Source organism: Rhizobium sp. 01T444 (assembly GCF_056398305.1).
In genome coordinates, this window is record NZ_JBFTPD010000012.1 from 141971 (window position 1) to 154828 (window position 12858).

The 12858-nt window shown below is 60.5% G+C and carries 10 protein-coding genes and 1 pseudogene; 7 read left to right on the plus strand and 4 right to left on the minus strand.

What is annotated here, in order from left to right; translation table 11 throughout:
• Positions 1–2 precede the first annotated feature (2 nt).
• Complete coding sequence (locus AC1DTN_RS18015) at positions 3–2192, plus strand: molybdopterin-containing oxidoreductase family protein (protein WP_439014544.1); 2190 nt, start codon at positions 3–5, stop codon at positions 2190–2192.
• Positions 2189–2779 carry an NUDIX domain-containing protein gene (locus AC1DTN_RS18020; protein ID WP_439014545.1) on the plus strand — a complete coding sequence of 197 codons (591 nt, stop codon included), beginning with the start codon at positions 2189–2191 and terminating at the stop codon, positions 2777–2779. The genes AC1DTN_RS18015 and AC1DTN_RS18020 overlap by 4 nt, the downstream gene beginning before the upstream one ends.
• Positions 2780–2848: 69 nt before the next feature.
• On the opposite strand, the gene AC1DTN_RS18025 is transcribed toward AC1DTN_RS18020, so the two are convergent.
• Together AC1DTN_RS18025 and AC1DTN_RS18030 are read right to left on the minus strand one after the other, a co-directional pair.
• Positions 2849–4147, minus strand: a complete 1299-nt coding sequence (locus tag AC1DTN_RS18025) for an FAD-dependent oxidoreductase (RefSeq protein WP_477921936.1) — start codon at positions 4145–4147, stop codon at positions 2849–2851.
• A gap of 4 nt (positions 4148–4151) precedes the next feature.
• Complete coding sequence (locus AC1DTN_RS18030; RefSeq protein WP_477921937.1) at positions 4152–4772, minus strand: PadR family transcriptional regulator; 621 nt, start codon at positions 4770–4772, stop codon at positions 4152–4154.
• Positions 4773–4818: 46 nt separating this feature from the next.
• Here AC1DTN_RS18030 and AC1DTN_RS18035 point away from each other — a divergent pair.
• Positions 4819–5204, plus strand: a pseudogene (locus AC1DTN_RS18035) (alpha-D-ribose 1-methylphosphonate 5-triphosphate diphosphatase); the annotation flags it as partial.
• Positions 5205–5206: 2 nt separating this feature from the next.
• On the opposite strand, the gene purN reads toward AC1DTN_RS18035, so the two are convergent.
• Positions 5207–5872, minus strand: coding sequence for a phosphoribosylglycinamide formyltransferase (gene purN / locus AC1DTN_RS18040; protein ID WP_477921938.1), 666 nt, complete (start codon positions 5870–5872; stop codon positions 5207–5209).
• Positions 5869–6942, minus strand: a complete 1074-nt coding sequence (gene purM / locus AC1DTN_RS18045; protein ID WP_477921939.1) for a phosphoribosylformylglycinamidine cyclo-ligase — start codon at positions 6940–6942, stop codon at positions 5869–5871. The genes purN and purM overlap by 4 nt, the downstream gene beginning before the upstream one ends.
• A 245-nt stretch (positions 6943–7187) precedes the next feature.
• On the opposite strand from purM, the gene AC1DTN_RS18050 reads away from it, so the two are divergent.
• From AC1DTN_RS18050 to ppx, 4 genes are all read left to right on the plus strand, one after another.
• Complete coding sequence (locus AC1DTN_RS18050; protein WP_477921941.1) at positions 7188–8312, plus strand: AI-2E family transporter; 1125 nt, start codon at positions 7188–7190, stop codon at positions 8310–8312.
• A complete protein-coding gene (hdaA, locus tag AC1DTN_RS18055; protein ID WP_477921942.1) occupies positions 8305–9018 on the plus strand; it encodes a DnaA regulatory inactivator HdaA in 714 nt (237 codons plus the stop codon). The genes AC1DTN_RS18050 and hdaA overlap by 8 nt, the downstream gene beginning before the upstream one ends.
• A gap of 65 nt (positions 9019–9083) precedes the next feature.
• Positions 9084–11288 (plus strand): RNA degradosome polyphosphate kinase, encoded by a 2205-nt coding sequence (locus AC1DTN_RS18060; RefSeq protein WP_477921943.1) that lies wholly within the window; start codon positions 9084–9086, stop codon positions 11286–11288.
• Between the two features lie 10 nt (positions 11289–11298).
• A complete protein-coding gene (gene ppx, locus AC1DTN_RS18065; protein WP_477921944.1) occupies positions 11299–12819 on the plus strand; it encodes an exopolyphosphatase in 1521 nt (506 codons plus the stop codon).
• Positions 12820–12858: the final 39 nt, after the last annotated feature.

Consider the following 12858-nt stretch of genomic DNA (forward strand, 5'->3'; position numbering starts at 1 on the left):
TTATGAATTCGGACCATTGGGAGTTTTTGTGCCTTTTGGGCGGTCGAGCCTTGGCATATAGAAATCGCATGAACATTGCGACCCCCATCCACGCCAAATCCCGGATCGGTCACACGGCCTGTCCGCACGACTGTCCCTCCACATGCGCACTGGAGATAGACCTGACGGAAGACGGCCGCATCGGCCGGGTCCGGGGCGCCAATGACCATTCCTACACGTCGGGCGTCATCTGTGCCAAGGTCGCCCGCTATGCCGAGCGTCTCTACCATCCCGATCGTCTCATGCATCCGTTGCGCCGCACCGGCGCTAAGGGGGCGGGCCAGTGGCAGCAGATCTCCTGGGATGACGCGCTGGACGAGATTGCCGAAGCCTTCGTGAAGGCCGAGGCAAAGGATGGCAGCGAAGCCATCTGGCCGTATTTCTACGCCGGCACCATGGGCTGGGTGCAGCGCGACTCGATCGAGCGCCTGCGCCATGCAAAGCGCTATTCCGGCTTCTTCTCCTCGATCTGCACCAACCCCGCCTGGACCGGCTTCACCATGGCGACAGGCATGCTGCGCGGCCCGGATCCACGCGAGATGGCGCGCACCGACTGCGTCGTCATCTGGGGCACCAATGCGGTTGCCACGCAGGTCAATGTGATGACCCACGCGATCAGGTCGCGCAAGGAGCGCGGCGCCAAGATCGTCGTCATCGATATCTACGACAATCCGACGATGAAGCAGGCCGACATGGCGCTCATCGTCAAGCCCGGCACCGATGCGGCACTTGCCTGCGCCGTCATGCACATCGCCTTCCGCGACGGTTATGCCGACCGCGACTACATGGCGAAATATGCCGACGATCCCGCCGGCCTCGAAGCGCATCTGGAGAAAAAGACACCGGAATGGGCCGCCGCCATCACCGGCCTTTCGGTCGATGAGATCGAAGCCTTCGCCAAGCTCGTCGGCACGACGAAAAAGACTTTCTTCCGCCTCGGTTACGGCTTCACCCGTCAGCGCAATGGCGCGGTCGCCATGCATGCGGCCGCCTCGATCGCCACCGTGCTCGGCTCCTGGCAATATGAGGGCGGCGGCGCCTTCCATTCCAACAGCGATATCTTCCGCATGAACAATGCGGAGCTGACCGGCAAGTCGATGAAGGATGCCGACATCAGAATGATCGACCAGTCGCAGATCGGCCGTGCGCTGACCGGCGATGCCGTCGCACTCCGCCATCGCGGACCAGTGACGGCCATGCTGATCCAGAACACCAATCCGGTGAATATCGCTCCGGAACAGCGGCTAGTGAAGCGCGGCTTTGCCCGCGACGATCTCTTCGTCGCCGTGCACGAGCAGTTCATGACCGAGACGGCCGATATGGCCGATATCGTCATTCCCGCCACCATGTTCGTCGAGCATGACGACATCTACCGCGCTGGCGGTCAGAACCATATCCTGCTTGGGCCGAAGCTCGTCGAGCCGCCACTGACCGTGCGCACCAATCTTTTCGTCATCGAAGAACTGGCCAAACGTCTCGGCGTCGCCGATCGCCCCGGCTTCGGCTTCACGGCGCGCGAGATGGTCGATCGCGTTCTGGCGGCGAGCAACCTGCCGGACTACGACTATTTCCTCGAGCATAAATGGTTCGACCGCCAGCCAGCCTTCGAGGAAGCACATTATCTTGATGGTTTCGCCCATCCCGACGGCAAGTTCCATTTCCGACCGGACTGGGTGAACGATCCCGCACCGAACAAGCCGCCGGCTTCCGTCGGTACGCTCGGCCCTTATGCAGAGCTGCCGCCGTTCCCGGATCAGGTCGATGTCATCGAGCTCGCCGATCCCGCGCATCCCTTCCGCCTGGCGACCTCGCCGGCGCGCAACTTCCTGAATTCGAGCTTCTCGGAAACCAAGACCTCACGTCAGAAGGAAGGCCGCCCGGAAGTGATGATCAATCCCGCCGATGCTGAGGCCAATGGCGTCGATAACGGCGATCTCGTCCGCATCGGCAATATCAGAGGCGACCTGCGCCTCCACGCCCGCGTGACGACAGAGGTCAAGCCCGGCGTGCTGATTGCCGAAGGCCTCTGGCCCAACAAGGCGCATGTCGACGGCGAAGGCATCAACGTACTCACCGGCGCCGATCCCGTGGCGCCCTATGGCGGCGCTGCCGTCCATGACAACAAGGTCTGGCTTCGCAAGGACGTCATATGACGCAATCTAAGGCAAAAGTGGAAATCGTCGGCAAGGAGATACTGTCCGACGGCTGGACGAAGCTGACCAGTTACCGGATCGATTACACCGACCGGAATGGTGTGACGCATCGCTTGCCGCGCGAGGTCTATCACCGCACGCCCGCCGCCTGCATTCTGCTTTACGATCCCAAGCGCGATGTCGTCGTGCTGGTGAAGCAGTTCCGTCTGCCTGCCTATGTAAACGACGATCCCGCCTGGATGATCGAAGTCCCGGCCGGCCTGCTCGACGGCGATGAACCCGAGGCCGCGATCCGTCGCGAGGCGATGGAGGAGACCGGCTATACGGTCCGCGACATCCGTTTCCTTTTCAAGTCCTATCCGGCTCCGGGCTCCATTACCGAAGTCGTACATTTCTTCGCAGCAAGGATCGATACCGCCGACCGCACATCCGACGGCGGCGGCCTTGAGGAAGAGCATGAGGATATCGAGGTGCTGGAAATCCCGCTCCCGGAAGCCCTTGCGATGGTCGAAAAGGGCGAGATCATCGATCTCAAGACGATCACGCTGCTTCAATGGGCGCTGCTGAATAAGGGCAAACTTCGATAGCGGGTGAGACGATCGACGCCTGATTCGTCGAGTTACATCCGAGGCGGATCGACACTATCCTCGACGGCCTTAGTTTTCCCCGCGAACTCGCATCATCTGCCGAAAGGCGCGCCGCTTTAGTGCAGGTATTGCGTTGATGGTGCGCATGGCGCCACGCGTCGCAGCCAGCTGAAGTCTGCCGACAATTGGCCGATGGGCCAGGTCGCTGGCATCCATCTGTTTTTTCGATTCCTGGACTGCTTCGGTACTATAGCGAAGCATCTCGACTTCGTAGGCATGTATGGCTTCGAGGAGCGGCTTTTGTCCTTGGTCCGCTTCGACCAGCATGCGTCCAAGCAGAGCGGCATCGCGAAGCGCTGTATTGGCGCCCGCGCCTCGTCCGGGTGTCATCGTATGGATGGCGTCACCGAGAAGGGTGACATTCGAACTCGTCCAAGGCGTCAGCGGAACGGAGGTCCTCATCTTGACATCGTGGATCGTTGAGGGCTCGGTCATACGGATGAGTGCACGCAGGTGCGGGTGCCAGTCCCGAGTGATCTCCAAGCCCAGCTTTTGCAACTGTTCGCCGCTCAGGCCGGTCGGGTCCCGCGGGAAGTTCTGCCGAGCGCCCCATATGCCCCAGCCGATGCTGTCCTCGTCGAGTGCTTCGACGAAATCCGGCCAACGAGCAGCAAAACCAGAACCGCTTCTGATGTTGGCGAACTCGAGCGAGTGGACGATTGCACCGAAGCCCATCGGTGCCATAATCAGAGACATGCCTTTGAACATTTTGTCCGACAGCAGAGCTTTCGCCTCGGCCGTCACAGGAATTTTTCCCCCGAGCGATACGATCCCCGTGTCTTCGAGACGCGCTTCCGGCAGGCGTTGTTTGCGTACGGTCGAGCTCGTGCCATCGGCCCCCACAAGGACATCACCTGTCGCGAGGCTTCCATCCTGAAAGCAAGCTGTGACCGACCCGTCGGCGTTATTCGCGTAACCTTCAAGCGCCTTCCCGAAGAAGACGTCGTCTTCAAGTCCTCTGAGCAGAACCCGCCTCAGCGTCTTTCGAATGACGTTCCTTTCACCGTCGAGAGCGTTCGGGCCTTCATCATCGATATCGAAGCTCAGCACTTCGCCCAACTGTTCAGTGAGCATGTTGAAATAGCGCGGCGACCTGGAGCAGGTGGCGACATAGAGCTCGTAGAGCTCGCTGGGGATACAGGCTTTCAGCGCTCGGCTTCCAGCCGGGCTGATGCCGACGCGATAACCACCGGTATCGGCGTTCGGTGCGAGGTCGCGCTCATACACCGCAATGCAAACGCCAGCCTGCTTGAGCAGATGAGCAAGCGCCAAGCCGCCGGTCCCGGCGCCGATAATCAAAACCTTCATAGTGCTAGTCCTGATCGAGTTTAGGATCGATGGAGAATTTCGCGGCGATCTGCCTCAGCCACTCGTCTGTCCAGGTGATGCGCTGGGCGCGCAGGTCTTCGACAATGCTGTTGACCCAGGACAATTCGGTCGCGTGAAGCGCCCGGAGATATTCCATCTCGAGAAGGAAGAGCCTTGGAACGGCCTGCGCTTCCTGCAGGGCGTCGTCGATCCGGCGAAGCTCCGACTCGATGGTTTTTGCCCTGAGCTCAAGCTGGCTCGCCACATCATCAGGCGTAAGCAGTGGAAGAAATGAAATGGCTGCCGGGAATTCCGGATATTCCCGCGTTAATGTCGACAATATCGCCCGCATCCAGTCCAGCGCGACGTCGCGACCCTTCTCGGTTATCTCATACACCGTCCGCTCGGGACGCTTGTCGTCCCGGACAGTTTTCTGCGGGGTGATCAAACCCTCGCGTTCGAGCCGCTGGATTGTTTGATAGAGGCTTGCCCTCTGCGATACATTGATCACTTCGTCCTTGCCGCGCTCCTTGATGAGACGCTGCATTCGGTAAGGATGCAGCGGCTCTTCCATGAGCATTGCAAGGATGGCGAGCGCGATTGGAGAACGTTTAATTGATGTCATAGTCGTAATCTTACTAGTTAATTTATAACTAGTCAATGCGATAGCCCGGGGTCGTTGGTTCCTGGTGATGGGCGCGCCGAACACGGTGCGTGGCCAGTCAATGTCGGGAAATCTGAGCGCGCTCGATGCCGCGAGAGCCGGACTGCCCAGCGTCATCGCCGCCGATTATCATCCGGCCGCCTTCGCGCCTGGCATCTTCAAGCTTGTTGATATCGTGGAGGGGCGGGCCGTCGGCAACCGTTGCCATAGCGACCGGCAATACGGGCCGTTCCCGCCGGTCGCCTGAATCGTGGCGAGATCCGCCATCGGCCAGCGCGCCGATCTGGCGGCGTCGAGCCGGGCGGCGTCCATCGCATCCGCGCCACCTTCCGTAGCGGCCAGTTCATCTATAGCGACGGCACATCGCATCCGCTTCAGGCTCTTGCGGCCTGAAGCTAGTCGCCGATCAGCGAAATAAGCTGGGATTTCGGGGCGGTGGCGGAAGCGGTCGCTCCAACCGCTTTCCCGCCTTCCATCTTCACCTTGCCTTCAGCAAAGAGACGCAGCGCCTGTGGATAGAGCTGATGTTCGATCGTCAGTACGCGTCCCGCCAGCGCATCGGCGGTATCACCCGCAAGCACAGGCACGGCCGCCTGGCCGATAACAGGGCCTTCATCCATGCCTTCGGTGACGAAATGCACGGTGCAGCCGGCAATCCGCATTCCGGCGTCGATCGCCCGTTGGTGCGTATGCAGTCCCGGAAAGAGCGGCAGCAGGGAAGGGTGAATATTGATGATCCGGCCTTCATGGCGCTGGATGAAGGCGCCCGAGAGCAGCCTCATATAGCCGGCAAGGCAGATGATATCGGGTGAAAGCTCGTCGAGCGCGGCAAGGATCGCCGCCTCGTGCGCGTCCTTGCTGGCATAGTCCTTGCGCAAGAAAGCGAAAGTCGCAATGCCCTCCGCCGCTGCCTTGGCCAGCCCGCCTGCATCTGCCTTGTCGGAAATCACGCCGACGACCTCGGCCGGATAATCCTCAGCCTTTGCCGCCTGCACCAGCGCCATCATGTTGGAGCCGCCGCCGGAAATGAAGACGACAGCGCGTTTRCGCGGCGAACTCATAGAGCGAGCGTACCCTTGTAGATCGTGCCAGCTTCGCCCTCAGTGCGGGCGACCATGCGGCCGAGCGTCACCACCTTTTCACCCTCGGCTTCAAGCGCCTGGGAGACTGCTGCAACATTCTCTGCGGCGACGACGACAATCATGCCAATGCCGCAATTGAAGGTGCGCAGCATTTCCTTGGCTTCGACGCCGCCCGTCTTGGCAAGCCATGAGAAGACCGGCGGCACCTTGACGGCGGCAAGATCGATCTCAGCGGCAAGATGCTTCGGCAGCACGCGCGGAATATTTTCGGGGAAACCGCCGCCGGTGATGTGGGCGAGCGCCTTCAGCGCGCCCGTCTCGCGGATCGCCTTCAGAAGCGGCTTCACATAGATGCGGGTCGGCGTCAGCAGCGCTTCGCCGAGCTTCTTGCCCTCGGCAAACGGCGCCGGCGCATCCCAGCCGAGGCCGGAAAGCGAAACGATCTTGCGCACCAGCGAGAAGCCGTTGGAATGGACGCCGGAGGAGGAGAGGCCGAGAATGACGTCGCCTTCCGCAATATCGCCCGACGGCAGCAGCTTCCCGCGTTCGGCCGCACCCACCGCAAAGCCGGCGAGATCATAATCGCCCGAGGAATACATGCCCGGCATTTCCGCCGTTTCTCCGCCGATCAGCGCACAGCCCGCCTCGCGGCAGCCGGCAGCGATGCCGCTGACGATCGCTGCACCCTGATCCGGATCGAGCTTGCCGGTCGCGAAATAGTCGAGGAAGAACAGGGGCTCTGCGCCCTGGACCACTAGATCGTTGACGCACATGGCGACGAGGTCGATGCCGACCGTGTCATGATAGTCGGCATCGATGGCGATCTTCAGCTTGGTGCCGACGCCGTCATTGGCGGCAACCAGAACCGGGTCGGTAAAGCCCGCGGCCTTGAGATCGAAGAGCCCGCCGAAGCCGCCGATCTCGCCATCGGCGCCCGGACGGCGCGTGGAGCGCACGGCTGGCTTGATCTTCTCCACCATCAGGTTTCCGGCATCGATGTCGACGCCTGCATCGCTATAGGTCAGACCGTTTTTTCCAGACTGGCTCATGCTGATCTCCGGAGGATTTAAAGCTGCGGATAAAGGACCGCGTCACATGCCGGTCGCAATTGCATGAGAGTGCGCTTTATGCAAGCGTTGCAAGGGAAAAGCCCCCATTTTCCAGCTAATCCCTGTGCGCTTTCCGGATTCGGTGCAACAGGGTTGACCATCTTTGCGCGTCCATCCTATGTGCTGAAGCGGCCAGGGTCGTTCTGAAGCGGCATGGGCAGGGGCGAGCGATCAGCGGGGAAGCGATGCCACAACAGGTCAGCGGAACGATATTAAAGCGCCAGGTCATATTCTGGGCGACGGTTCTGCTCGTCTTCGTCGCTTTCCTTTACATCTTCAGCTCGATCCTGCTGCCCTTCATCGCCGGCATGACGATCGCTTATTTTCTCGATCCGGTGGCCGACAGGCTGGAGCGGCTGGGCCTGAGCCGCCTGATGGCAACCATCGTCATTCTGGTGGCCTTCGTCATCGTCTTCGCGCTCGCGCTGATGATCCTCATTCCCGTGCTCATTACCCAGTTCAACGATTTCGCTCAGCGCCTGCCGGGCTATATCACCCTGTTGCAGCAATTCATCACCGATTACCAGGATTCCGTTCTGCCCGGCTGGATCAAAAGCCAACTCGGCACCATCAAGAATAATTTCTCCACCATCCTGTCGGAAGGCATGGGTTTCCTGACGGGGCTCTTTGCCCAGATCTGGAATTCCGGCAAGGCGATCGTCGACGTCATCTCGCTGCTCGTCATCACACCGGTTGTCGCCTTTTATATCCTGCTCGATTGGGACCGCATGGTTGCCAAGGTCGATGAATGGGTTCCGCGCAATTATGTGAAAGACGTCCGCCAGATCGCCAGGGAGATGGATCAGGCGATTGCCGGCTTTATCAGAGGGCAGGGTTCGCTCTGCCTCATCCTCGGCATTTATTATGCTGTTGGCCTCTCGATCGTAGGCCTGAATTTCGGCCTGCTCATCGGGCTTTTCGCCGGCATGATCAGCTTCATCCCCTATGTCGGCTCGATGGTCGGGCTTGTGCTCGCAATCGGCGTAGCGATCGTCCAGTTCTGGCCGGATTATGTCTGGATCGTCGCTGTTCTTGCCGTCTTCTTCAGCGGCCAGTTTCTCGAAGGTAACATCCTCCAGCCGAAGCTCGTTGGCTCCAGCGTCGGCCTGCATCCCGTCTGGCTGATGTTCGCGCTCTTTGCCTTCGGCGCGCTCTTTGGTTTCGTCGGACTGCTGATCGCGGTGCCGGCCGCTGCCGCTGTCGGCGTGCTTGTCCGCTTTGCGCTTTCGCGCTACCTTCAAAGCGATCTCTACTATGGCAGGTTGCCGAGCGACCGGGCCGGGAAGACGAAATCTGTTTCCGATGAATGACGTGAAGAACGCTGATCCGAAGCGCAAGGCCGGAGAACAGCTTCCCTTGGCCTTTTCGCATGACGCTGCAACCGGCCGCGACGACCTCCTGATGTCGGAACGTCTCGCTGCTGCGGTTTCGATCGTCGATGCCTGGCCGACCTGGCCGTCGCCGGTCGTCATCCTTGCCGGTCCCGTCGGCTCCGGAAAATCGCATCTCGCCGGCATCTGGAGGGAACTGAGCGGGGCGGAAATCATCCATCCCGTGGCCGGTTCCGATGCGGCAGTCGCGGCCGCCAACGGCCCTGTGTTGTTCGAGGATGTCGACCGGACAGGCTTCGATGACGCCTCGCTCTTCCATGTCATCAACAGCGTGTGGGAAAACGGCACCAGCCTCTTGATGACAAGCCGCCTCTGGCCCATGTCCTGGCCGGTCACGCTGCCCGATCTGCGTTCGCGCCTGAAGGCTGCGACGGTCGTCGAGATCGGCGAACCGGACGAGGAATTGCTGTCGCAGGTCATCGTCAAGCTCTTCGCCGACCGGCAGCTTTATATAGATGACAAACTCGTCCTTTATATCGTCAATCGCATGGAGCGGTCGCTCAACGCCGCTCAGACGATTGTCGAAAGGCTCGATCGGCTGGCGCTTTCCAGAGGCACGGGGATTACCCGTTCGCTCGCAGCTGAAGTATTGAATGAATTGGGAAATTCCGGCTCGGGCGATTGACTGTCACAGTTCCGTCGTGAAACTGATATATTCGCCGAAAGCGATTGAAGCAGGGTGAGTGGACCATGGACAGCGCATACCAGGAACATCAGGAACCCACTCCGGACAACAGCGCGGACCAACCGCCGCTGGAGCAGCTTCTCTCCAGCCCTGAGCGCTTCATCAACCGCGAATTCTCCTGGCTGCAGTTCAACCGCCGCGTCCTCGAGGAGACGCTGAACACCGAGCATCCGCTCTTGGAGCGCGTGCGCTTCCTGTCGATCTCGGCCGCTAACCTCGACGAATTCTTCATGGTGCGTGTCGCCGGCCTCGAAGGCCAGGTGCGCCAGAGCATCGTCGTCAAGAGCCCTGATGGCCGCACTCCCGCCGAACAGCTCGATTCGATCCTGAGTGAGATCGATCATCTGCAGATGGAGCAGCAGGCCTCGCTCGCCGTCTTGCAGCAGTATCTCGCCAAAGAAGACATTCTGATCGTACGTCCGGGTGCGCTCAGCGATGTCGATCGCCAGTGGCTGGCAAACGAGTTCGAGCAGTCGATCTTCCCGGTCCTGACGCCGCTGTCCATCGATCCGGCCCATCCGTTCCCGTTCATTCCGAACCTCGGCTTCTCGATCGGCCTGCAACTCGTCAGCCGCAGCGGTCGCGAGCCGATGACAGCGCTGCTGCGCTTGCCCCCGGCGCTCGACCGCTTTGTCCGCCTGCCAGACGATCGCAACACGATCCGCTACATTACGCTGGAAGACGTTGCTAACATCTTCATCCACCGGCTCTATCCGGGTTATGAGGTGCAGGGTTCGGGTACGTTCCGCGTCATCAGAGACAGCGATATCGAGGTCGAGGAAGAAGCCGAAGATCTCGTCCGCTTCTTCGAAACCGCGTTGAAGCGCCGCCGCCGCGGCAAGGTCATCCGCATCGAGACGGATTCCGAAATGCCGGCTTCGCTGCGCCAGTTCGTGGTGCAGGCGCTCAGCATTCCAGATAACCGCGTTGCCGTTCTGCCCGGCCTGCTGGCGCTCAACACACTCTCCGAAATCACCAAGGCGCCGCGCGACGACCTGCGTTTTCCGCCCTACAATGCGCGATTTCCAGAACGTGTCCGTGAACACGCCGGTGATTGCTTCGCCGCCATAAGAGAAAAGGACATGGTGGTCCACCATCCCTACGAGTCCTTCGATGTGGTGGTCCAGTTCCTTCTCCAGGCTGCGCACGATCCTGATGTTCTGGCGATAAAGCAGACACTCTACCGCACCTCCAACGACAGCCCGATCGTGCGCGCCCTGGTCGACGCCGCCGAAGCCGGCAAGTCGGTGACGGCGCTGGTCGAGCTCAAGGCCCGCTTCGACGAAGAGGCAAATATCCGTTGGGCGCGCGACCTTGAGCGCGCCGGCGTGCAGGTCGTCTTCGGCTTCATCGAGCTCAAGACCCACGCCAAGATGTCGCTCGTCGTCCGTCGTGAAGAAGGCAAGCTGCGCACCTACTGCCATCTCGGCACCGGCAACTATCATCCGATCACCGCGAAGATCTACACGGATCTGTCCTTCTTCACCTGCAACCCTGTGATCGCCCACGACATGGCGAACATCTTCAACTTCATCACCGGTTACGGTGAGCCGGAAGAAGGGATGCAGCTTGCCGTTTCGCCTTACACGCTGCGCCCGCGCATCCTTCGCCACATCAACGAAGAGATCGAACATGCCCGCGCCGGCCGGCCGGCGGCGATCTGGATGAAGATGAACTCGCTGGTCGACCCCGATATTATCGACGCGCTCTATACGGCGAGCCGTGCTGGTGTCGAGATCGATCTCGTCGTGCGCGGCATCTGCTGCCTGCGTCCCCAGGTGCCGGGCCTCTCCGACAAGATCCGCGTCAAATCGATCGTCGGCCGCTTCCTCGAGCACAGCCGCATCTTCTGCTTCGGCAATGGTCATGGCCTGCCGTCCGACAAGGCTCTCGTCTATATCGGCTCGGCGGACATGATGCCGAGAAACCTCGATCGCCGCGTCGAAACCCTCGTTCCGCTGACGAATCCGACCGTCCACGAGCAGGTTTTGTCACAGATTATGCTCGGCAACGTGATTGACAATCAACAAAGCTACGAGATATTGCCCGACGGTACGTCACGGCGCATGGAAGTGCGCAAGGGCGAAGAACCGTTTAATGCGCAGCAATATTTCATGACCAATCCCAGCCTGTCCGGCCGCGGTGAAGCTCTGAAATCGAGTGCGCCGAAGCTGATCGCCGGTCTGCTTGAAGGCCGAAACAACAAGTAAACTGGACCTAATGGTTGAATCTGAAGCCCAGGGGCGACTTCCGGGTATCGCCCCGGTCTCCGTTGTCGATATCGGATCGAATTCTATCCGTCTGGTCGTCTACGAAGGCCTGTCTCGGTCACCGACCATCCTCTTCAACGAAAAGGTCCTCTGCGGCCTCGGCAAGGGCATAGCCCTGACCGGCAAGATGGATGAAGAAAGCGTCGCACGCGCGCTTCAGGCCCTTCATCGTTTCAAGGCTCTCTCCGATCAGGCGCGTGCCGCCACCATGTATGTGCTGGCGACGGCCGCCGCGCGTGAGGCAAGCAACGGTCCCGATTTCATCCATCAGGCTGAGACGATCCTGCAGCGCCATGTCCGCATACTCTCAGGTGAGGAAGAGGCGCGCTTCGCATCGCTCGGTATCATCAGCGGCTTTTATAATCCCGATGGCATTGCCGGCGATCTTGGCGGCGGTTCTCTGGAACTGATCGATATCAGGGGCAAGGATGTCAGCGGCGGTATTACCCTGCCGCTCGGCGGTCTGCGTCTGTCTGAATATGCCGGCGGGTCGCTCGCCAAAGCGCGCGCTTTTGCCCGCAAGCAGGTCAAGACCGCCAAGCTTCTCTCCAGAGGGGAGGGGCGCACCTTCTATGCCGTCGGCGGCACCTGGCGAAACATTGCCAAGCTGCACATGGAGATCACCCGTTATCCACTGCACATGATGCAGGGCTATGAAGTCTCTCTCGAAGGTATGATGCAATTCCTGGATCAGGTCGCCACGGCCAAGGATTCCAAGGAACCGGCTCTGCAGGCGGTTTCCAAGCACCGCCGTTCGCTGCTGCCCTTTGGCGCTATCGCCATGAAGGAAGTGCTGAACGCCATGAAGCCTTCAGTGATTTCCTTCTCTGCGCAGGGTGTGCGCGAAGGCTATCTCTTTTCGCTGCTGTCCGAATCCGAACGCCGCGCCGATCCGTTGCTTGCCGCGGCCGGTGAGCTTGCCATCCTGCGTGCCCGTTCGCCGGAACATGCCCGCGAACTGGCCGATTGGACTGGCCGCATGATGCCGTTCTTCGGCGTTCAGGAAACCGATGAGGAAAGCCGCTACCGTCAGRCAGCCTGCCTGCTGGCCGATATCAGCTGGCGCGCCCATCCCGACTATCGCGGCGCCCAGGCGCTGAACGTCATTGCTCACTCCTCCTTCGTCGGCATCAGCCATCCCGGCCGCGCCTTTATCGCGCTGACCAATTACTACCGCTTCGAAGGCCTGCACGACGACGGCTCTACCGCGCCGCTCTCTTCGATCGCCGGTCCGCAATTCGTCGATCGCGCCAAGCTGCTCGGCGGCATACTGCGCGTCGTCTACCTGTTCTCGGCCTCCATGCCGGGCATCGTGCGCAACCTGACCTTCCGCAAGGCTTCGTCCCCGGATCTCGATCTCGAATTCGTGGTGCCGCACGAATACCACGACTTCGCCGGCGAGCGGCTGGATGGCCGCCTGCAGCAATTGTCGCGGCTGACTAACAAGCGGCTGGCGTTCCGGTTCGAATAGACCTTCTCCAGCGAAGACAGCCGACACAGTTGGCAAACA